This is a genomic window from Scytonema sp. NUACC21 (assembly GCF_054684315.1).
This window is the reverse complement of record NZ_BAAFZH010000101.1, coordinates 61,191-83,099: the sequence shown is the minus strand read 5'-3', so window position 1 is coordinate 83,099 and position 21,909 is coordinate 61,191. Positions and strand designations below refer to the sequence as shown.

General features: G+C 41.0%; 20 protein-coding genes and 1 pseudogene. 7 read left to right on the top strand and 14 right to left on the bottom strand.

Annotation, left to right across the window (positions count from 1 at the left end; genetic code table 11):
* Positions 1-142: 142 nt before the first annotated feature.
* The 4 genes from ACYRY3_RS32885 to ACYRY3_RS32870 all read right to left on the bottom strand — a co-directional run bounded on the left by ACYRY3_RS32885 (position 143) and on the right by ACYRY3_RS32870 (position 3,063).
* Entirely contained in the window at positions 143-337 is a 195-nt protein-coding gene (locus ACYRY3_RS32885) for a DUF2949 domain-containing protein (protein ID WP_460205864.1), read from the bottom strand.
* A 187-nt stretch (positions 338-524) separates the two neighbouring features.
* Positions 525-764 (bottom strand): Asr1405/Asl0597 family protein, encoded by a 240-nt coding sequence (locus ACYRY3_RS32880; protein ID WP_460205863.1) that lies wholly within the window; start codon positions 762-764, stop codon positions 525-527.
* A 2-nt stretch (positions 765-766) separates the two neighbouring features.
* Entirely contained in the window at positions 767-1,534 is a 768-nt protein-coding gene (gene cysE / locus ACYRY3_RS32875) for a serine O-acetyltransferase (RefSeq protein ID WP_460205862.1), read from the bottom strand.
* A 587-nt stretch (positions 1,535-2,121) separates the two neighbouring features.
* Positions 2,122-3,063, bottom strand: a complete 942-nt coding sequence (locus ACYRY3_RS32870) for an NAD(P)-dependent alcohol dehydrogenase (RefSeq protein WP_460205861.1) — start codon at positions 3,061-3,063, stop codon at positions 2,122-2,124.
* A gap of 363 nt (positions 3,064-3,426) precedes the next feature.
* Between ACYRY3_RS32870 and ACYRY3_RS32865 the strand changes: the two genes are divergently transcribed.
* Complete coding sequence (locus tag ACYRY3_RS32865; protein ID WP_460205860.1) at positions 3,427-3,912, top strand: hypothetical protein; 486 nt, start codon at positions 3,427-3,429, stop codon at positions 3,910-3,912.
* 274 nt (positions 3,913-4,186) lie between these two features.
* Here ACYRY3_RS32865 and ACYRY3_RS32860 read toward each other — a convergent pair whose 3' ends face one another.
* Positions 4,187-4,813 carry a type I restriction endonuclease gene (locus ACYRY3_RS32860; RefSeq protein WP_460205859.1) on the bottom strand — a complete coding sequence of 209 codons (627 nt, stop codon included), beginning with the start codon at positions 4,811-4,813 and terminating at the stop codon, positions 4,187-4,189.
* A 181-nt stretch (positions 4,814-4,994) separates the two neighbouring features.
* Between ACYRY3_RS32860 and ACYRY3_RS32855 the strand changes: the two genes are divergently transcribed.
* The 3 genes from ACYRY3_RS32855 to ACYRY3_RS32845 are packed head-to-tail and all read left to right on the top strand — an operon-like array spanning position 4,995 to position 6,002.
* Positions 4,995-5,519: a Uma2 family endonuclease gene (locus ACYRY3_RS32855; protein WP_460205858.1), complete on the top strand. Its 525-nt coding sequence runs from the start codon at positions 4,995-4,997 to the stop codon at positions 5,517-5,519.
* Positions 5,467-5,790, top strand: coding sequence for a class I SAM-dependent methyltransferase (locus tag ACYRY3_RS32850; protein ID WP_460205857.1), 324 nt, complete (start codon positions 5,467-5,469; stop codon positions 5,788-5,790). Before ACYRY3_RS32855 ends, ACYRY3_RS32850 begins: the two co-directional genes overlap by 53 nt.
* A gap of 41 nt (positions 5,791-5,831) precedes the next feature.
* Complete coding sequence (locus ACYRY3_RS32845; RefSeq protein ID WP_460205856.1) at positions 5,832-6,002, top strand: hypothetical protein; 171 nt, start codon at positions 5,832-5,834, stop codon at positions 6,000-6,002.
* A 46-nt stretch (positions 6,003-6,048) separates the two neighbouring features.
* Here ACYRY3_RS32845 and ACYRY3_RS32840 read toward each other — a convergent pair whose 3' ends face one another.
* The 4 genes from ACYRY3_RS32840 to ACYRY3_RS32825 all read right to left on the bottom strand — a co-directional run bounded on the left by ACYRY3_RS32840 (position 6,049) and on the right by ACYRY3_RS32825 (position 10,612).
* A complete protein-coding gene (locus tag ACYRY3_RS32840) occupies positions 6,049-6,294 on the bottom strand; it encodes a type II toxin-antitoxin system RelE/ParE family toxin (RefSeq protein WP_460205976.1) in 246 nt (81 codons plus the stop codon).
* Between the two features lie 40 nt (positions 6,295-6,334).
* Positions 6,335-6,580: a ribbon-helix-helix domain-containing protein gene (locus ACYRY3_RS32835; protein ID WP_460205855.1), complete on the bottom strand. Its 246-nt coding sequence runs from the start codon at positions 6,578-6,580 to the stop codon at positions 6,335-6,337.
* Between the two features lie 164 nt (positions 6,581-6,744).
* Positions 6,745-8,805: an AAA-like domain-containing protein gene (locus ACYRY3_RS32830; RefSeq protein WP_460205854.1), complete on the bottom strand. Its 2,061-nt coding sequence runs from the start codon at positions 8,803-8,805 to the stop codon at positions 6,745-6,747.
* 112 nt (positions 8,806-8,917) lie between these two features.
* A complete protein-coding gene (locus ACYRY3_RS32825) occupies positions 8,918-10,612 on the bottom strand; it encodes an AAA-like domain-containing protein (protein ID WP_460205853.1) in 1,695 nt (564 codons plus the stop codon).
* A 451-nt stretch (positions 10,613-11,063) separates the two neighbouring features.
* Between ACYRY3_RS32825 and ACYRY3_RS32820 the strand changes: the two are divergent.
* Positions 11,064-11,993: pseudogene (locus ACYRY3_RS32820) on the top strand (penicillin-binding transpeptidase domain-containing protein); the annotation flags it as partial.
* 38 nt (positions 11,994-12,031) lie between these two features.
* Here ACYRY3_RS32820 and ACYRY3_RS32815 read toward each other — a convergent pair.
* On the bottom strand, positions 12,032-12,229 hold the full coding sequence (locus ACYRY3_RS32815; protein WP_460205852.1) for a hypothetical protein: 198 nt from the start codon (positions 12,227-12,229) through the stop codon (positions 12,032-12,034).
* Between the two features lie 142 nt (positions 12,230-12,371).
* Here ACYRY3_RS32815 and psb35 point away from each other — a divergent pair, with 142 nt between their 5' ends.
* Positions 12,372-12,608, top strand: coding sequence for a photosystem II assembly protein Psb35 (gene psb35 / locus ACYRY3_RS32810; RefSeq protein ID WP_460205851.1), 237 nt, complete (start codon positions 12,372-12,374; stop codon positions 12,606-12,608).
* Positions 12,609-12,683: 75 nt separating this feature from the next.
* Here the strand turns inward: psb35 and ACYRY3_RS32805 are convergent, their stop codons facing one another.
* From ACYRY3_RS32805 to ACYRY3_RS32795, 3 genes are all read right to left on the bottom strand, one after another.
* Complete coding sequence (locus ACYRY3_RS32805) at positions 12,684-13,109, bottom strand: tellurite resistance TerB family protein (RefSeq protein ID WP_460205850.1); 426 nt, start codon at positions 13,107-13,109, stop codon at positions 12,684-12,686.
* A gap of 161 nt (positions 13,110-13,270) precedes the next feature.
* Positions 13,271-14,722 (bottom strand): 16S rRNA (cytosine(967)-C(5))-methyltransferase, encoded by a 1,452-nt coding sequence (locus tag ACYRY3_RS32800; RefSeq protein WP_460205849.1) that lies wholly within the window; start codon positions 14,720-14,722, stop codon positions 13,271-13,273.
* 166 nt (positions 14,723-14,888) lie between these two features.
* Positions 14,889-16,337, bottom strand: a complete 1,449-nt coding sequence (locus ACYRY3_RS32795; protein ID WP_460205848.1) for a glycoside hydrolase 100 family protein — start codon at positions 16,335-16,337, stop codon at positions 14,889-14,891.
* A 1,906-nt stretch (positions 16,338-18,243) separates the two neighbouring features.
* On the opposite strand from ACYRY3_RS32795, the gene ACYRY3_RS32790 reads away from it, so the two are divergent.
* Complete coding sequence (locus ACYRY3_RS32790) at positions 18,244-19,329, top strand: hypothetical protein (protein WP_460205847.1); 1,086 nt, start codon at positions 18,244-18,246, stop codon at positions 19,327-19,329.
* A gap of 141 nt (positions 19,330-19,470) precedes the next feature.
* Here the strand turns inward: ACYRY3_RS32790 and ACYRY3_RS32785 are convergent, their stop codons facing one another.
* Positions 19,471-21,909 carry a PAS domain-containing hybrid sensor histidine kinase/response regulator gene (locus ACYRY3_RS32785; protein ID WP_460205846.1) on the bottom strand — a complete coding sequence of 813 codons (2,439 nt, stop codon included), beginning with the start codon at positions 21,907-21,909 and terminating at the stop codon, positions 19,471-19,473.

The window sequence follows — 21,909 nt, the reverse complement described above, 5'->3', positions numbered from 1 at the left end:
TAGCTAATATAGGTATTAGCAACTCCAGATAAAATTAATAAGCTGAATCCAGCGATTAAACTAGAAATCATAATGACATCCTCCCTCTTTTGTATCGCCTTGCAGAATAAGTTGCAGTTGTTATTACTACAATCTTGTTTATCTATTGATGTTCTTCCAGCCAATCCAAAATCCGTTCTAGCTGTTCTATATCGACCAACCCATATTGCCAAAGCAGCATCGATAATGGTGCGTTATCTAGCTTGTGTTTTCTTAGGGCGATCGCAATATCTTGAGCGGGCAGTGCAAGTTCTTCTTCTAAAAAAGTGATAAATGGTGTATTGCCGTGATAATTCATCTTTGAATTCTCAAAAAATAAAAAAATAAGAAACACACCTTGTATCAGTTATAAGTTAACAACAAACAGTTATTATTAACTAAACTAAATGCATATAACCTTGAGTGGATTGCGGATGAATTTAAGAAGACCCCTGTTAAAATTTATAAGGCTAAGCCATAAGCATTCACCGCTTGCTGAAGAAAGTTCAAAACTGCCAACATTGCTCTAGCCAATCAATTAATTCTTGGCGACTTGCCATCAATTGAAATACAGTACTGCGAACAAGAATTGCCGTCAGACATCCATCAATCTTTACCCGCAGAGAACCATCGGGGGGACACCAACAGGGAATCATCAATTCTTGCAAGCGGTGATAAATTCGCCAGCGATCGCCTACAGGAATCTGTACGATATGCTCGCCTTGCTCTCTACAGGGTTGCAACATAGTTAATATTCCTTTGTTACCAGTTCTTTTTCCTTTACTTCATTTTTGAGAGTTTGCAGCCTTTGTTCGAGTTGCTCAATCCGTTCTATCAAAGAGCGAATCATACGAGCTTCGATGTCGGGTAATTTTCCGTGTTCGAGGGGAGAAAGGCGTTCGTCTTGCTTGTGAGAAATAATTCGACCCGGAATGCCCACGACTGTGGAATCTGAAGGGACATCTCGCAATACAACTGAACCTGCGCCTATACGGACGCGATCGCCAATCTGAATATTACCCAAAACTTTTGCACCTGCTCCCACAACAACGCTTTTACCCACAGTGGGATGGCGCTTACCAGTTTCTTTTCCCGTTCCACCAAGGGTGACACCTTGGTAAATCAGAGCGTAGTCTCCTACGATGGCAGTTTCTCCAATCACAACCCCCATCCCGTGGTCAATAAACACGCCTTTGCCTATCTTTGCACCTGGGTGAATTTCAATTCCCGTTAAAAACCTTCCCAAGTGAGAGATAAACCGGGGGAGAAAAGTTACGTTGTGACGGTGCAACCAATGAGCAATACGGTGCAAGCAAAGTGCGTGCAATCCTGGATAGCAAAACAGCACTTCCAGCCAGTTACGCGCTGCTGGGTCTCGCTCAAATATGATGTGAAAATCCATTAATATTGCATCAGAAAAAACATGAGAAAGCATTGCTTTCAGTAAGTTAGCGATCGCAAAATGCGTCGTTCTTGCAGTTTTTGAGTTGTGGATATGGTCTAGTGACTGTTGCATCGGTACTGTTTGGTGAGAAGAGCCGCATGCGGTTATGTTTTCTGCTTATATCAGATGGCTCTAAAAATGGTTATCCAGTTGATGCTGATTGTATTTATTGGATTAATTAAGGTTGTACTCAGACACCCCAAAGCTGCATTTAAAGTAGACTTTAAATTCTTGATGGGGTGGGGGTGCTGGTATTTTCAGGACAGGGGTGCTGGTATTTATGGGGGAGGGGAATAAGTATTTCTGTACTCGATAGGAATCTTCCTGCCTGTAAGACTTTGCTCGCATTTAGGCAAGATTTTTTTGCATAAATTAACAGATACTCACCTGTACTCAAACCTGAGTTGAATCGGGTTAAATGGAGAGTTCTGTATACCCTATTACTTTTTTCTATTTTATTCTTTTCAGCGATAAAAAACAAGTCCCTCTATTCTATTGGATGGTTGTTTGTCTGTAGGTATAGATACGAATTTAGGTAATAACAAATGTAGTTTGATTAACATGAATGACCGGGACTTGTATTATAACAAATTGATAGTGGATAGTAGATAGTGGTGAGTTGTTAGTAGAAGTACAACTCACCACTGATGTGAGATAAGCTATGAGATTGAGATTGCAATTTTGCCTGCGACACGCCCACTTTCACTATATGTATGAGCGGCCACTATTTCTTGTAAGGGATAGGTGCGATCGATAACAGTTTTGAGTTTCCCCGCCTCGCTCAATTCCTTGAGGTAAGCTAAATCTTGAGTTTTGGGTACCGCCAAAACATTCCTAGCTTTTTGACCGGGAAGGATGAAAGTCAAGATATTTTGTACTACACTCTCAAAGCTAGGAACTGTAGTCACATAAGTTCCATTTGGTTTGAGAACTTTTTGACAGCTAGAAAATGACTGCTTGGCAACAGCGTCTAAAATAATATCGTACCGTGTAGTATCCTGAGTAAAATCTTGTTGCGTATAGTCAATAATTCGGTCTGCTCCTAAAGACTTTACCAAATCTACGTTTTTTGTACTGCAAACACCTGTAACTTCTGCACCCAAAGCCTTAGCAATTTGCACAGCATAAGTTCCAACACCACCAGAAGCACCATTAATCAAGACAGATTGTCCCGATTGGATATTGCCCAAATCTCGTAACGATTGCAAAGCCGTCAGCCCTGCGACAGGTACCGCAGCAGCTTCCTCATAGGTCATATTAGTTGGTTTGAGTGCAACACTAGTTTCAGGAACCGCTGTAAATTCTGCATAAGCCCCGCCTTTTAAACCAACATTTCCGTAAATTGCATCCCCCGGCTTAAAAAGTTTAACTTGGGAACCAACTTCTACAACATCGCCTGACAAGTCAAATCCCAAAATGATGGGGAAATTACTTCCCGTAATAAACTTCAACATCCCCTGGCGGATTTTCCAATCAACGGGATTGACGCAAGAGGCGCGGGCTTTAACGAGTAATTCTGTAGGTTGAATCTTTGGTCGTTCCACTTCTTCATACTGCAAAACTTCAGGAGAACCGTATTGGCGGATAACTGCTGCTTTCATGGGATACCTCTATCTGAGTCTTACTTAAACTTAGAACGAGTATGAGTTTCTTTTGAGAACTTACCTTTTGTAATAAACGTTTATTGATTTTATTGCAATCATAGATAATGATAAGAAAAGTTAACTACTGATAACATTGTTCTTGATTATACAATATACTTAATACAGTATTGCTTGTCATGGCTAAAATACTTGAACTATAAAGCTTTTAGCATTTCAATCCCCCCAGGAGCGAATGCAACTGCTGCATTGCTTGCAATGCCTGAAAGGCTTTAAATACAAAGCTTTTAGCCCAAACTCAAATTCTCAAATCTGTATCACGAGTCAATATTTCTATATTTAGAAATTGATTCTACAAGAATTATGACTACTTTGGGAAGAAGAACAATGTTAGATTTTGGAATAGTTAGTTTTTTCCGCAATATTATAATTTTCTCTAACTTGACAACAGACTATTTACAGGAAATTAGATTTCAACCAAAGTTAGGGCTTAAGGTTAACCTTGGAGAGATGAAAGAGGATTTTGAATTTCAGTTAGAAAATCATAGAATTTTTCATCATGGATTTGTCCATAACATAAATATTAATGTTCACTACCAGTATGTTAAAAAAATAGAGAATGGTCAGTATCCAGATTTTCTCAAACTGGAGCAAGACATAAAACAGTTTTTACAGAATTATCCCAATGAAACCGATTATTGGGAAATTATCAACAAAGAATTAGCTAAAATATTACTTGTTAAGTACCCCCAACTCTCATCTATCACTCTTAAACTTCACGTAAAACCTGATGTGAAAGTGACAAGACCGCGCTCTAGTACTGTAACTTTGACTAGATATCAACAGTAGGCTTATGCATAAGTAGACCAGCACAATTAAAGTTAACCACTCAGAATTGTTATTGGTCATTTGTCATTAGTCATTTGTAAATATTTCATCACTCAATGTATGTTGGGTTGAGGAACAAAACCCAACACCACCATTCATTTGTTACCATCCAACGTCAATTGGGTTGAGGAACAAAACCCAACACCACCATTCATTTATTACCATCCAACGTAGGTTGGGTTGAGGAACGAAACCCAACACCACCATTCATGATTTCCATATAATTTTAAAAAATTTATTTTTCAGAGACAAGTTGAGCTAAACGCTTTAATATTTTTACAACATTACTTATATCATCACGGCTATCTAAAGCAAACAAATCGGATAGAGCATATTGAGGAGTTTGTGCTTGTACAAGTTTAATAAATCTAAACTCACTGCCATTTGTTACAAATCCAAAAGCAGGTTTTTCTGGAGTTAAATTAGTTAGCATATAAGCCAATGCTTGTGGAATTGCTGGTACTAAGGAATATTCTGCTCGTTTTGCTTCGATAACAAGAACCCAGAATGGAGGTTGAAAAACCAAGATATCAATACGTCCTCTAATAATTGTTCCTTGGTCTTCTGAAGAGATTTCAACTTCTTGCTCTGAAGCAATGTAGAAAGGGGAAGTGTAAAAACCTGCAAGGCGCAAGAGTGGTGATAGTACCACCATTTTGACAACGGGTTCTAAAATGGTGTATTGAGAAAGATGGAGATAGTCTGCTTTGACTTCAATTAGAGTTTGCTTGTCAGCTTCGCTTAATTCTGGTAGATTATCTTGCCACTCTCGGAAGAATTGTTCATCTTGTGAACGTTGTAAATTAAATTTCTCTACGAGAGCGGCGATAGTAACATCTTTGCCTTGAATAATTTGAACCATATTTTGTGATGAATCTTGTTTTCTTTACCAATTGTAAGACTACTCCTTTTCCGCTTTAAAGTTACCGATTTTTGTAGGTAGGGCTATGGCGCACATTCACTTCTTAACGTTTAGTAAGCTATGCTAAGGATATTTGTACACCACTCCTAATCCTAAGGCATACAGAGGAAGATAAGGAACTATGACTACTCTAGCACTCAAAATTCCTCGCATTACCCATGAAAAATTTTGGGAGATTTGCCAAGCCAATCAAGACTTGCGCTTGGAGTTAACCGCTACTGGAGAAGTCATTGCTATGTCACCCACTTACTCGAGTAAGGGAAGACAAAACTCTGGACTGACAGCACAATTGTGGAATTGGAACGATCGCACAGGATTGGGTGTTGTCTTCGATTCTTCTGCTGGTTTCACCTTACCTAACGGCGCGATTCGCTCGCCTGATGCTGCTTGGATTAGAAATGAGCGATGGAATAGTCTTTCGGAAGAACAGCAACGTTACGAATTCTCGCCCATAGCACCAGATTTTGTGGTGGAATTGCGCTCAAGTAGTGATGTGTTAGAAACACTGCAAACTAAGATGCAGGAATATATGGACAATGGAGTACAGCTGGGCTGGCTGATTAATCCCCAACAGCAACAAGTAGAAGTATACCGTGCAGGACAATCTGTCGAAGTGTTGCGATACGCGAAAGGTTTGTGCCATTGAAACTTTTTACTTTTGGTCAGATCCGATTGCTTGTTTGCAAGAAGTGCGACGGGTGTTGAAACCAGGCGGGCGAATAGCAATTTCTATGGAGTTCAGTCAGGAATCCATGAAAGTGCAGGAAAATTTAGCCGTAGCTGCTAAATTAGACACGCCCCTTTACTCTGGCGCAGACATGATACAAATGCTCACTACTGCTGGGTTTAAAGATGTATCCTTTGAAGCTAACCCATATATGGCACATGGTTGGCTGTATGCTCAAGGCATAAAGTAATGTAGGGATTAATCCGCAACAGCAACACGTAGAAGTATACCGTGCAGGACAATTTGTTGAAGTGTTGCGATACGCGAAGCGTAACGGCTAAAGCCGAATCGCCAACGCTGCTTTCAGGAGAAGATGTTTTATCTGGATTTGAGTTAAATCTTAACCCTCTCTTAAGAAATCGCAAGGTTTCTTTACATCCACAAGGGGCGATCGCCACTTAACAGCTTTTGTCATTCTAGACAGAGAATAATCGAAGCGAATAGAATTTTAAAATTCAAGCTCTATGTCAGTATCTTGGCTTCTAAGGATTGCCATGATTTCAACCACATCGTTTTCAATACGGTAATAGATGCTATTCACACCACATACGCTGCGGCGATAGCCTTTGCGGATAAAATCAACAGAGGGGTATAAATAGGGCTGTGCAGCTATCTGCTCAAAGCGGTCAAAAAGGTCATTATAGTATTGGTCTGCGGCTGCTTCGCCCCATGTCTCTAAGCCATAAAAATAAATTTACCGCAAGTCTTCCTTAGCCGCTTGCGTCAATCTGTAATTAGCCATTAGAATCCAATACTTTCTTAAATTCTGCCAGAATTTCCTGACGGTCAGGGGTAATAAAGCCGCTTTGCTCTGCTTGAATTAGCTTGAGGCGGATTTCTTCAACTTTCTCTTGTTTGGCACGAGCCTTACGTATCAGGTCGTTCACCACATCACTTTTACTGGCATATTCCTGACTCTCCACTTGTGCTTTTAACCAGGCATCATTCGGGGGTGTAAGTGAAATGCTTTGACGGGGCATAATCTTTTCCTTAAACTTGTGATGCAATTATACACCATAATTACACCATCAAACCATATCTATCTGACGTGCTGTTGGAAACGTCTGTGTGTATTGCAATACATTGCAATACATTGCAATACACACAGTTGTAAGGGCGCAAGGCCGCCGCGCCCCTACGTACTTCATTTACCTGAAAAATGCTGTATATTCCACAAAACCTTATTATCGGGGCATAACTCACGCCGTTTATCGGGACGGCTGGCAAAATAACCTTTGAGCCAATTGCAACCCTTCGCTAACAAATCATCTAGGTTCAAACTCCATAGAATAATTTCTATAACTGTATCTGTACCGACAGAAACAAGGGTTTGTCCATCAGGGCTGAATAGAACTGTGGTGACTGCTTTGCTATGAGCGCTGAGAGTGGTAATTTCTGTCCCAGTGTCGAGATTCCACAGTTTGATGGTCTTGTCTGGACTGGCGGAAGCTAAAGTTTTGCCATCCGGGCTGAAACTCACACTTAATACCCAATAGCTATGACCGCTAAGAGTGGTGATTTCGGTTTTGGTGTCGAGATTCCACAGTTTGATGGTGTTGTCATCACTGGCGGAAGCTAAAGTTTTGCCATCCGGGCTGAAACTCACACTCCATACCCAAAGTTCATGACCCTCAAATTGATTTTGTTCGCGAATATTAAATAGAATGCTTTGTAAAGCAAATAACGGGCTGTAAGCAGGATAATTGGCTAGAGATGCTTTATTTTTAACCAGACTTTTCAATTCTTGAGTAGCCCGCATTGCTTGCAAAAGACCTTCGATTTGCCTGGATAGAGAAAACTGTCGCAATGCTGCTGCACCTGCTTGTTCTAATCGCGTAGCTGTGAGAGCAATTTTACGAGCTGTTTCTGCTTCTTCTAAAAACCTCTGCGCTTGCTGTTGTTGCTGTTTTGCCAGTTCTAAATTTGCAAGCGTAACTTCTAAAAGCTTTTGCACATCACGCTGTTCTAACTCCTGACTGGCAGCTAAAAATTGATAATCTACATCACTCAAGCTTTTACCTGTTGCCCATGTTTGAGCATCTCGCAGAGTTTGACCTCGCAGGAGACGCGATTCATCTTGCCTTTTGGAAGCAACCCAGGCATAGATTGCTTCAGCATAAGGACGCAGTTTTCCTAATTGCTGTTCGCACCATTCTCGGTTAAACACCTCTTGATAAATGCGGTTGTAAATCCGCAGTTTGCCTGAGCGTTTCACCACTAATCCTGTTAACCGCAGTTCTATTTGTTCGGGGCTATCATCGGCTGTGACTTCTTGATGCTGTAAAATTTGTTGACATAGGCCTAGCAATCTTCCACTGCGTTTTTCTCCAGTCAGTAGTAAGCGATCGCGAATTGTTTTCAGGTGTTCTGGTTCATCTTGTGCTTCCCAATTCTCAATAATCTGCTTTCGTACCAGTTGTTCTATCCACTCTGTAATTGAGGAGTGTGGAACAGATTGAACTACCAGTTTACAAACCTTTTGGGTGAGGAAGGGTTGTCCTCCCGTCCAATTAAGTATAGATTGCATCAAGGCTTGGGAATCGCCTACAGCTACAAGTCCCCGTGCTAGGGGTTCTGCTTCTTGTGGTTGAAATCCCGTTAAATCAATTGCTCGTCCGATGTTAAAGGGTGTTCGTTGTCTATCTTGTATCAAATCTCTTGGTGTTGTGACACCTAAGATTGCAAACGTGAGGCGGCGATAGTCTGGTTGGTCTGCTCGTCGATTGTAACATTCGCGAATGATGGCAAAGAAGTCATTGGTGTTGAACTTTAAACTGAGGATACTGTCAATTTCATCAATAAAAATAACAATATTAGTATCAATAGATTCTAGTAATATTTCTTGAAGAAATTTACTGAAGCGCTGGGGTAGGGGTAGTAAAGAATGGCTCTCCCACCAATCATCTATATGAAATTCGTATAAATAAAAACTGCTGGCTATGCTATCAATGACTCCTGCATACCATTGCTCTGGTGTTGCATCTACAACACTTATATCAATGGCAGCGCAAGCAATGCCTTCTTTTTGCAATCGATCCATCACCCGTACTCGCAAGCTGGATTTGCCCATTTGTCGGGAGTTGAGTACGTAACAAAATTCTCCCGCCTTTAAACTTTCGTAAATGTCCTGGTCTGCTTGGCGAGTTACGTAGGTGGGTGCGTCTTGAGGGAGGCTTCCTCCCACTTGATAATGGTATTGTGTCATACCAATTTGGGATTTTGGAGTTATACTAATTTTCCAAATTAACGCTACGCAGTGTTGGTTGTGGCGAAGACAGCGCAACTACGAACCTTTTGCGCTAAAGTGCAACAAGGTATTAAGTTTTGAGTCTTAAGCGATCGCAAAAATACTTTTGATATAAGTCACATAATGGTATCACCTCGTTCCCGTGAAATTTGACTACCCCCATGCTGCGGAGTTTAAATGCCTCTGTTGTGCCAATATTGACAGAATCATTAGCGGCAAATACTTGTTTAGCTGCTTGGAGTAATTGTTCATCTTCTTGCAAGTTGAGCAGATGGCGGCGTAGGTGGTCGCTGTATGGACCTTCTTCAGTAGGCGCAACTTGCTGGAGCTTTTCTAAAGCCATTCTGTTCCGAGCAATTTGATACAAACCTATACGTACCAAATAAGGATGACCTCCTACAAGTTGCATCAGTTGAGCGATTTCTTGTGCAGTCCAATTCAGCCCGTGACGATTCATTAAATCTTGCACTTGTGTCTGTGTTAAAGCTGCTAGTTCTATGGGCAATCCTACATTGAAAGGTGATTGATTGATATTGAGTGGGATGTAAACTTCCTTTGAGTGTACGATGATTAACCGCAGTTGTTTCCAAGTAGGCTCGTTTTTCGATCGCTCGTGCCAAGAACGCAGTAACCCAAAGAAATCTGCTGCAATTTGTGGATGTTTAAACACTTCATCGACTTCATCTAATCCCAAGACAATGGGGCTATTGAATGCAGATAACAAATATCCTTGGAAATATTTAGTACATTTATTCTTGCTACCTAAAATACCCTTCCAATAGTCCTCAAGTTTGTCTGGTAAATTTAAGCGGTCGGTGATACTGGCACAAAACCATTGTAAGAATTGGTCTGTATCACTGAAAAACTCTGTATCTGCTTCTTGAAAGTTTAAAGATAGTGCTCGGTAGCCTTGCTCTGTTGCATAGTGTAAAATTCGTGTCATTAAGGAAGATTTACCCATTTGCCTTGGTGCTTTAATGCGAATCAATGCACCAGGTCTGAGAATAGTTTCGTAACAGTCAGCTTCAATGGGTGGACGTTCAACGTAAAAGGCAGATTCTAGGGGGACTTGACCACCTTGTGGTTCTTCTAAAGATACACCGGGCGTCACTTTTGTAGATGACTTCTGATATCCACGGGTGTCTGTTTCTTGTCCTGATAAATTATCTTGAGGAACTTTCTTGTTACTAACGGATACAGCCCTGGTTTTCCTCCGAGTTTTTAAAACAGGGGTTGAAGATTCTGAAATTCCTTCCAAATCGATGGAGGTACAACCAAATTCGTAAGCATCTTCTATGGTTCTGCCTGCACCTAGGGCATCATAGAACCCAATGACAAACTCAATCGCTGCCCTATCCCCCAGTGCTAGACTCATGCCTACCACATAGTCCACGTGCTGATAAATCGCCTTGGCTTGTACTTCTGAATAGCAAGCGTTGAGCAACACGCACTCAATTTTTCCTTTAAACAACTTAAATAACCGTGCCAGTGCATCAGTACTCACCAGCTGCGTTTCTCCTGAGTTATCCTCAATGGCTATGCCGTCAGTTCCCGTACCGTGACAGGAAAAGTGTACTATATGTGGTTCGTGGTCTAGTAATGCACGACGCAAATCGTCAGGACGTACTGCCCATTTACAAATAATTTCAAATTGCTCGCGTTTTTTGGCTCGTTCCAACCCTGCTTGAATTTCCCGCACTTCCTCATCTAAGCGCAACTTGGTTGTGTCTGTTGGATTAGCTGACAAAATCAGGATTTTTTTCACATTGCTGGGTAGAAGGCGGAGGATTAGATAATAATATACTACGCCAGTCTGATTTTTTACCTAGCTTCTAGTTTGGTTTTTTAAGATAACGCTCACAATTGTTTAACTTGTAAAGTCTTGGTAAACCACAATCTTGTGGTTAGCTCGCTCATATCATCCTCAGTCCTGCAATACGGCTTCGTTTAATGCTTCGCTTATCGCACCTCTATTCTTCTCTCTGTGCTTTCTACGTCTGTATGGTTACATAAATTACTCTTTAACTATAGAGGCGCAGAGAACACAGAGGTAAGAGGAAGTGTTGGTCTCAAAAATTGTGTCTTGTTACAGAGCAGATTTTGCTACATCTCCAATTTTAAATCTTCGGTCAATGACAGATTCTTTTTTGGAAAGTTGTCACTAGGATGATTGACAATTTAGAATATATGTACAGAAGTTTGTACATAAACGGATGCTATCCGAATTAACCAGTGCTTATGGTACCTTTGCCACTCAAGGGTTGCACGCAGAACCTCATGGCATTACCCGCATTCTCAACCGTCAGGGAAAGGTAATTTGGTCTGCAGGTTTTAAGCCACAACGTGCTCTTGATGCTGAAAGTGCTGCTATCATGACATGGATGCTACGTAGTGTTGTAGAATCAGGCACTGGTCGTGCTGCTCAAATAGGTAGACCTGTAGCAGGTAAAACAGGTACAACTGACCAAGCCCGCGATTTATGGTTTATTGGCTATATTCCTCAATTGGTTACGGGTGTTTGGTTGGGAAATGACGATAACAAACCCACTTGGGGTAGTAGTGGAAGCGCTGCTTACACCTGGCATGAATTTATGGAACAGGTGGTAGATAAAATACCCGTTGAGAAGTTTCCGACACTACCCAAGCTAGCAGGTCGCAAAAGCAGTATCAAAGCAGCACCTGTTAAAGCCAGACGAATTATTAATCGTGCTGCGTCCTCATATAATAACAATTATGATGAGGATACCTCTCGTAGATCTTACAGGCGCAATCAAGAAGCTAGTTCTGATGATAGCGATCGAGAACGTACATATAGAAGACGTAGATATCGGAGACGTTATTATCAAGAGGAGCAGCAGCCACAAGAGTACACCCCAAGACGCAACCGCCGTTATTACCAGCAACAACAAGAGGAAGAAACAACTACACCAAGGAGGCGCTATCGCCGTCGCTATCGTGTAGAACAGTCAAACTCTAATGAGCCTCGTTCCCGGCGGCGATACAGAGGAGGAGATTCTGATTCTTCCACAAGGTTTCGGCGACAGTACACTCCCAATACAGATAATTCTTCAGAATCTTCTTCTCCAAAACGTTCTTGGAGAGAAAGACTCAGACCCACAACACCTGGTTCTCAAACCAGCCCTTAGATTAAACTTTGACGTTGCATACTAACTTTTGAGGCTCGTCATTTGTCAAAGCGTCTTTCGTTATTGACAACACAATCGACAAAAGACGCTTTGACGATCGCATCACTCATATCTTGCACCATCACCTTATTGCAAAAATCAAAGCCCAAAAATCTTATCGCGATCGTAGGTAGGGCTATGCCGCACACCCCCTCCCACAAAGAAGGTGCAAGTTCTATGCATATTAGCTTAGACAAGGGAGTAAATTCTTTGTTGTCTCCCCCTCTCTCCAAATGCAAATGTATTACCTTGGATAAGTTCTATAGAGAATACGTTGATGATAATCTCTTTTTATAGGGTCTTAATAAGTAGTCTTGCTTAGGTTAGGAGGGTATACTCATGTATTTTTTACTAGAAACAGCAGCGCAAGCAGCAGCAGAAGCAAAAGACCCATATCAATTTCCTTGGGCTTTTACTGCAGTTTACGTCATTGGCTTTATTGCTGCTGTGACAATTGGTTCAATTGCTTGGTACAACTCCAAGCGCCCAGTAGGTTGGGAAAGTAAAGAGCGCCCAACTTTTGTACCTAAAGTGGATAAAGACCCAACTCCAGGTTTGGGCGAGCCAAAATCATAATCAGTCATTAGTCATTGGTCATGAGTCATTCACATTTCACAAATGACGGATGACAAATGACAAATGACATATTTTTTAGTTCTGAACCTCAACCCAACGGCGATAAAGCTTTTGAATTTGTTTGAGAATGGCATTGTATCGGGGTTGGGTTGAATCGCTTGCTTCCGATATTCCTTGTAATTTTGTCAACAGTTTTGCTTCTTCTGCTGCCACTTCACCGTCACTGTAAATTAAGCCACCAATTGCTTCAATTAAACTTTGGCACTGTTCCTGACTGGGATTATCTCCTAGATACTCTTTCACCCACTCGTAAAACTGTTCTGGTTGTACGGCGACCAACTCGTACAACCAAGGCTGGATTTCTGGATCGTGAGCGACTCCCTTGTCTTGTGCTACTTTACGAAGATATTGCCGCTCTTCTGGCTGAATTCTGCCATCAATCCAAGCTGCCCCAATTAAGATTTTTACCAACTGGTTCACGCTCCTAGAATTACCAACCATAGGGTAAGTCCTCCGGTAGTTTAATCTACTTATTGTCGCTTAACTAGGTTGGCGGAAATAAAAGCAGTTATATTAAAGAATGTAAAAATCCTCATAACCATTACAAATGACAAATGACGAAGGACGACCAAAACCTGTTAACTTCATTTGTACCGACCGACTTAATTTCTGATTTTTCTTAAGCGCACCATAAAAAAGCCATCCATATCGTGTTGATGGGGCAAAACTTTCATCCAACCTTCTGGAGTCGAGTAAGCACGAGCAAAGGAATCAACACCAGGAGGCTCAATTTCCCAATTTGGATGCTCTGCTAGAAATGACTCGATCGCATCTTCATTTTCTTTCGGATGTAAGGTACAGGTGGAATAAACGAGTACACCATTAAGCTTGACAAAAGTTGATGTATGTGATAACAATTGCTTTTGCAACATAGAAAGTTCTGCAACTGTTTGCGGTGTTTGCCGCCAACGAGCATCTGCATGACGGTGCAACGTTCCCAACCCAGAACAAGGGGCATCTAGTAACACTCGATGAGCAGTGTCTTTAAGCTCGGGAAAATTACGGCTATCCCCAATGTGAATTTGAATGGATTGCAAACAAAGGCGTTGAATATTTTCTTGAAGTTTTTTGAGACGAGATGGAGTGCGATCGCTCTTAGCGCAAGCTGTACCCAGCTTATCGCAAGCCAAAATTTTCCCTTCATCCCCAATTAACTCTGCAATATGAGTTGTTTTCCCACCAGGTGCAGCACAAGCATCCACGATAGTCTCACCTGGTTGCGGGTCGAGTAAGTGACTCACCAGTTGGGCGCTACTATCTTGTACAGTCCACCAACCTTGGTCATAACCGGGCAAATTTTGAATCGGACCTGCGTTACCAAGCAATCGTATCGCTTGCGGTAGGTGAGGAACGTGTTCAAATGAAATACCAGCAGATTGTAAAGCTGCTTCCACTTCTGCGACTGAAGTACGCAGTAGGTTGACCCGCAAATCAATTGCTGGAGTTTTGTTCATCCACACACACAATTTTTCGGTTTCCGCCAAACCGAACTGTTCTACCCACACTTGAATTATCCAGTCAGGAAAACTGTGTAAAATACCCAAGCGTTCCACCGGGTTTTCAGGCAATTTCAAAGGGAATTGGGAATTTCTCTCTGAGTCCTCGTGTCCCCCGGTTCCGCCGTCTGCTTCTTCCCCTCCCATTCTGACATACTGTCGCAGGAGACCATTGACCACACCTGTGAGCTTGGAGAACCCATTTTCTTTTGCTAGCTGAACCGTAGTGTTAACAGCCGCACTGACAGGAATCCGTTCTTGATAGCGTAACTGATACAAACCTAAATGCAAAATAGTACGGAGGTCTTTTGGCTGCTGGTAGGCTTGCTTTTTACCCAGTTGGTTGATAATAGCATCAAGGGTGCGCTGTCTGCGAGTGCAGCCATACACTAATTCTGTTACAAGACGGCGATCGCGTAGCGTATCCGCAGGAGATTCGACATGAGTTAAATTAACTTTTTGCAAAACACGGTCTAGGGCTACATCAACATAGGCCCCCTTGTGAATATCTCGTAGGGCAATGAAAGCTAATTGACGGGGGGGTGTTGACGAAACCATATTGGATTGTAACTGCAGATGAACGCAGAGGAATGCGGATATTTGTCTATTCTACTGGGTATATCCGGGTCAAGCTATGGCGAAAGAAAGACGCGCCATGGCGCGTCTCTACATAAATAGGTTTGTAGTCTTGTGTAAACCGTATTATGTTGATACAGTCTAATTTTTATCCAAGCATCATGGTATCAACCTGAACGAGTTCAAACTCACAAGCTCTAGAAGCAGGTTCTACAGAGAATGGAGCAAAAGTTACCAGTGGTAAAAGTGAGGGGTTCCGCAACAATTCTTTTGCTAACAAGAACCCAGCAATTGTCCAAGTTTGATATTTTCTCGCTTGTTTGCCCATCAATCGACCCTTCTTACCGTCGTAATATTCAGGCCATTCATCATGATGCAAACGTGCTTGTGCAATATCAATAGCTCTAAGTGCTAGTTCCGGTCTATTGGTCTTCATAGCAGCTGCTGACAACAACCACAATAAAACGGGCCAACTACCCCCATTATGATAAGACCAAGGTATATTCTTGGGGTCAGATCCAGTAACAATTTTATACTCTTCGTCCTTCAAAGCTGGGAAACAAATTTTCATGGGCATATCCCCAACTAAATCATCCCACCGTTCGTCGATGAGAGTCATAATGGCTTGTGACTGTTCTTCATTAGCCAAATCCGAGATAACAGCTACAAGATTGCCCAGAGAAAAGAAGCGAGTATCTAACTGAGACGGACCAACATTACCAGCAAGATAACCTCCTTTTCTTGGCAACCACTTGTCCAACTCATAGTAGGGCAGAGAATCAGCATATATATTGAAGAGATTCACAGCTGATTTGCCATACTCTTCACTCTTGAAACGATATATTTTGTTCAAGCGGTTCAAATCCATCCAATAATGCTGGCGAATATGAACCCGCAGAAGTGGTAAGCGGTTATCAATCGCTTCCACAATATCCTCATTACCCTGACAAATCAGCAGTTCTCTGGCTGCACGCAGTGCAGCAAAAAATAGAGCTTGAATTTCCAAAGGATGACCGTAAATACCCATACGACGGTCAATCATACAAGCACCGTCTGGAACAAGTAGCGTTGGGTACATATCAAACCTAGTCGCTAAGCATAGTTCCATAGCAATCCTGATACCGTTTTGGAATTCAGGTTGATAGGCTAAAGAAAAATCTTTTGTAGCAACTACATAAGCACGCAATAGAATTATCCACCAGAGGCAGGAATCAACTGGTGTGACTCGAGCGATCGCATGCTCACCAAAGTCAGGCTCTAAATATTCTTCTCCATTTTCGGAGACAACTTTAAAGCTAGCGGGCATTAAACCACGACCTGGCTTGTAAGCATTCAATTGCCGTTCTTTTGGCTGTAACTTTAAGGTTTCAACTAAAAAATTCCGAACAATATCTGTTCTTCCTTTGATAAGAAAAAGTAGCGCTGAAGATACGAAATCTCGAACAAAGCATTGGTCGTAATTTAGTGCTTCAACCGATGCGTCATAGGCAGCTACCGTCCCTACAGGACGTCCTTGATAGTAGAGAATTGACTTTTCTAATGCTTTCCAAGCTTCAGTTTCTATGTTTTCACTTGATACTAAGTCTTCTAAATGCATTGCCAGAACAACTCCGTTGGTTTAGTAGATGGAATAGTGGTTTAGTAGTAGATGCGCTTTTTACTGCCGCTATTTTCATCATAACAATGATGATTTCTTCAATAGCAAATACAGTCCACTAGAGCTTGATAGCAGAGACAACAGCTTAAATTGCTCATTTTGTGGCAGCTTAGTTGAAAGTATTGCTTGTAGGAACAACCTTTATGGTTAGTCAAAGCTGTTGTTTTTTCATATCAAAAGCCACATAAAATTTATTTTTAAATGATATGTTGTTTTGTTTAAACGTTAAAGAGACTTTTTTACCAAACAAAAACATATCTCAAATACTATGTAATGCTTGAATGACGTGGACTGCTTAGTTAAGTAATTTTACTTAAACATATGAAGTTTGTTGAGAGTAAAATGAAAGGATCTGTCTATGCCCACATGATAAGAATCTATAACGAATTTTCAAAGGATGCAATATCATTTTTAAACTTTATATATTATTACCAAACAGGAAAGACATATTTTACCTCAATTATCTTTAAATAGGGATTTGAAGGATGAGAACATAGCAAATTACATCCCTTAATAATATGCAATAAAGGGTTTTTGCCCAAATTATGACATATCACTAGGTCTGTATCATAAAGTTAACGAATTTTGGTCTTCCTTTATCCTTTGCCGTCGTTGATAAGTAAGGGATTGGTCGATTTGGAAATTTGTTAACATAGATACTTTTGTTCCTCCCTGCTACTTAAAAGTAAAAAACACAAAAATAATGTTGCTTTGGAAACAGTAAAAACCTTTGTAATTTGTTTTAATTGCTCGTTTGTGACTTATTGGGATTGCCAGTTAACGGTTAGCAGGCGAGGATATCTAAATAATTCCCCCGCTCACTGCTTTTTCGCGAGCTTTCTGCCACTATAACTGTAAAAACCCCAACAATTAGCTGTAGGCAAAATTGCAACATTAATAACAATTGATTGATGGGGTTAACAAGAGCAACCCTTTTTAATAGCGGAGACTACCTTCAAGCAATTTGCTAGCAGTTAGTAAAGATAGTTGTTGCTGTTTCCAATGGAATAACGTATCTCTAGAGTTTTCCTCTAGAGGAAACTTATTCTATAACGCCGTCTAAAGACAAATTGTGACTTAGAAGCAGACTTCTAAATCATTAGTTGTTCTACCTAAGTACTTTCCAAGTAAAAGCAGTATAGCCTCAACCTGGACTCTGGGTTCTCACCATTATGATGATATTTCAGAAAATGGTAGCTTAATACACAGATTTTATATCAAATTCACCCATTCCTACATCCCAATAAATAAAAAATTATTTAAACTTTTACTGCATTGCAAGTAACATATATGTAAGATTTATACTTTTTATTATAGCTGGTGACTAACACAGCACCTCAGTAAAAATCAGTAAATTATTCCGGATTCCTGTTAAAGTTTTTGTAAATTACGGTAGCGATATTTTTGTATCTACAATGCAAAAAGCCTAGCTGATTTGAGCTTGTCCTTATTCTTCCGCTAATCTCTTTCCCTCTCAAATTACCAATTTTTCAACGGTAGGCAGTGTTTACCCCATGCTTTTAGGTAGTCTAAGACCGCAAAAGCAGTAGTTGGTCAAAATAATCTTAGGTTAATACGAAAAATAACAAATCAGTTTGTAACAATCATCCTTTGGCAAGCTCCTTGTCAAAATAAAGTACATTTGTTCTGATAAAAGAGACACCTAGGACGTTGTACGTACAGATAAAGTAGGTATACAGCTTTTCTTATAAAAGAAGTTATAAAAGACAAATCAGACCCTTTGTTCATAGTTATATTTGTTACTTTAAAATATATTTAACAATCGATAAAAAACTGCAATATTTCGATTTGTCAGATTCACAAAAACATTGCAAAGGCTAAATTCATGTTACAAACTTTTCAAGCTGTAAAAACTAATTCTGTAGAAGCTTTGCTGAAATTGTGGTTGCAGCGTTTTACACTTGATTTGTTTCCTACCTTCAGAGAAAATTCAAATTTATATAGCGATTTACTCAAAGCTAACTCAACACAGGGTAGAATCGAAACAACTGCTAAGTTAAAGGATAACGTATTAGATATTAACTGCCAAATGGCATGGCTTCAAACAAAACATCTTTACGCTTACATTCCTAATATTCTAGATCTGAATGAAGCAAGGCGGATAACTCAATTTGCTTTTCGCGTATACCGAAAAGTCTTGAAAATTTACCAACAACATTCTATAAATGAGGCTTTACATATAGCCGAACTGAAAAATGTTGTTCCTATATGGGGAATAGCAGAAATTGAACAGATAGCATATGAATTGGAACCAGTCTTAATAGTATTTCAAGAGCAACATATAGCATCTAAAGACTGGCGAGCAATTGGTTTTATGACTTCCCAGATAAACTTCAGCAACAAGTTGATTTTAAAAAGGCTGTCAACTGCTGAACAAGTGCTGCTTGCTCCTTATCTTAAGTTTGTTGAAGAGCAAGTTGCCGTACCTTGGCAAAGAGTGTGTAACGCTGCTGGTAAGTACGAACAGGGTTCGCCCGTGTTAACCCTTGTTGAGCAAATGTTACCTAAAGCAGAGGAGATTGCTCGAGCTGTTTACTATCAGCTTATTGAATTATTACCTGGATATTACAGTCGTAGGGGAGAGTTAACCGATCCAGAAATTACCCACTCATGTCTTCGCGACCTCAATATGTTCCAAGCCTATCTTTGGCTTTGTTTATTGGAAAGAAGTACTGCACCGATAAAACAGGAACTACTTCCTTTATGTATCATGGTTGTCCAAGGTGTAGGAATTCAGTGGGAATTGACAGAAAAATGGTGTCAAGTCTTGGGAGATGAGATAATGAGCCGTGCTGATTCCGAACAGCAAGGTTTGTTGAAACCCTACATTCAAGGGATGCAGCAAATATTTTTTGAGGAACGTCAGCGTTTGAGTTTTACACCGGACTTAGAACCGCTTTCTCAAGTTTAAACACTGGACTGCAGGTGAAAAGGGTGCGATCGCCACAATCTAAAAAAATTTCTTTGCTACTCATATCAAGATAACTTTTACCCTTAAATATGCGGCTGTCCGCATTCGGAAAGTTGAGTCACCTCATTAGGCGCAGAGAACCTAATCAAAATTTCCTTGAGCCAAACGAGCAACAACGGATACTAACTCAGCAGGGTTAACTGGCTTTGGCAAATGCATTTGAAACCCAGCCTCTAAAGTCCTAATTTGTTCCTCTTCTTTGGCATAAGCTGTCAGAGCAATGGCGGGAATTTGCTGCTTGTGGTGGGTTTCTAAACTTCTTATTTGCCGAATTAACCAATAACCATCCTCATAAGGCATACCAATGTCACTAATTAGAATGTCTGGTTGGAGTTGCGAAAACCGATCGAGCGCTTCTCTTGCTGATGTCGTTTTTGTTACCTTTACCTGACACTGTTCTAGAATAAAGGCAGTTAATTGCAGCGCATCTGCATCATCATCAACAATCAGTATTTGCAAGCCTTTGAGGGATGGAAACTCATTGAGCCCAACTGGCTTTTGCTCTAGCGATCGCATTGGTTGCTCTTTTTCCAATGGAAGTTGAACTGTAAAAGTTGCGCCTCGACCTTCCCCTTCACTAGCGGCGTATACAGTTCCACCATGCATTTCAACTAGGTGATGCACGATCGCCAAGCCCAACCCCAAACCACCTTGAGCCCTTGTGGTTTTGGCATTTCCTTGACGGAAGCGCTCAAAAACGTAGGGGAGAAAATCAGTACTAATACCTTGCCCTGTATCGCTTACTACAATTCGAGCGGAAGAATTAACTTGTTCAAGGCGTACCTCCACACGACCACCTTGGGGAGTAAATTTGACAGCATTGGCTAGTAGATTCCAGACAATTTGCTGCAAGCGATCGCTATCGCCTATCACCTTACTAACACAGGAGTCCAGTATCGTCTCAACTCGAATTGCTTTCACTTCAGCACTGGGACGTATATCGGCGACGGCGGAATTAATAATAGAGACCAGATGAACGGGATTCAGATTGAGGCGGATTTTACCTTGAACAATTCTTGAAACATCAAGAATATCATCAATCAGTTTTCTTTGAAGTTGGGCATTGCGCTCAATAGTTTCTAACGCTTGAGCAGTGGTAGCTTCGCTTAATTTCTTGTGACGAAGCATATTTGCCCAACCCAATATAGAGTGAAGGGGTGTTCGTAGCTCGTGGGAGACAATGGCAAGAAACTCGTCTTTAATTCGATTGGCTTCACAAGACTCGCGGTAAAGCCGCGCATTATCAATAGCTAATGCCGCTAAATCAGCTAACTCTAGCGCCATTTCTAAATCGGCTTGAGTATAGTGGCGTCCCGGTTGTGCCGAACTGAAGGCAATGGTACCGAGTTTGCGATCGCGGACTATCAATGGTACGACCATGTAAGACTTAGCTTGCAACTGGCGCAGCAGGCTAAGATGTTCCTCATCCCGAGCAATAGAAAAGATAATTGATTCTGGGATATGTGAGACTAGTTCTGGTTTTCCCGTTCTTAGCACTTTCGGGGGTCCATAATCAGCATCTACAGGAGTGGGGTATCGTCGCTTCAGTTCCAGAACCAATGCTTTCTTTTGAGGATCGACTGCTGCAACAACTGGTTGACTGAAAGGTTTGACATTCTCTTCAATAATGTCAATGAAGCACCAATCAGCAAGAGTAGGGATAGCCAGATCTGCTACACTTGCCAAAGTTGTGCGGTAATCAAGAGAAGAAACTAAGATACTACTTGCCTGAGCCAGAAAGGAAGAACGCTGCTCTTGGGCTTCAGCAATGGCACGGCAAACTTGTTCCCTGTGAAGTAACTGCTTGCGATCGCTGATATCCTCTAGAAGCCCTTCTACAACAGGTTCGGGTTGTGTTACATTAATTATTTGGCATAAAGAAACCCAAATAACAAGACCATCTGCACGGCGCAACTCCACTTCGCGACTGCTATTTGCACCTTGTATCTCAAGCAGACTGGGAAAACGTATTTCCTTGGGTAGCTCCATATTTTGAGCTTCTTGTAAAGATTTAACACCCAACAAATTTAGAAATGCACTATTTCCTTCTAAAAAATAACCATTTAACGTTGAACGAAAAACGCCTACATTTAACTGATTTAATAAACCTTGTAGTCGCGTTTCTAACCGATTAGCTCGTTGCTCGGATTCCACCCGTTGTAAAATCGAACGAACAGCAACGCTCAACCGCACATAATGTTTGGGAGACTTGATAATATAATCATCAAGCCCTGCCTTCATCGCTTCTACTGCTATTTCTTCACTACCGCTATCAGTAAACATGATAGTCGGGCAATAGGGATAATGAGACTTAAATTCTCTCAAAACAGTTAGCCCATCACTCCATCGGAGGCGGTAGTCGGTGATAAGCAAACTAAAGTTACCTCTTTTTAAAGCTTGGTAAAAGCTTTCTGCATCTATAACTGATTCGATTTGTAAATCAGAAAATTCACGCTTTAATTCATAAATAATGAGAGCGCGATCGACCTGGCTATCTTCGACAAGAAGAATGGGAAGCAT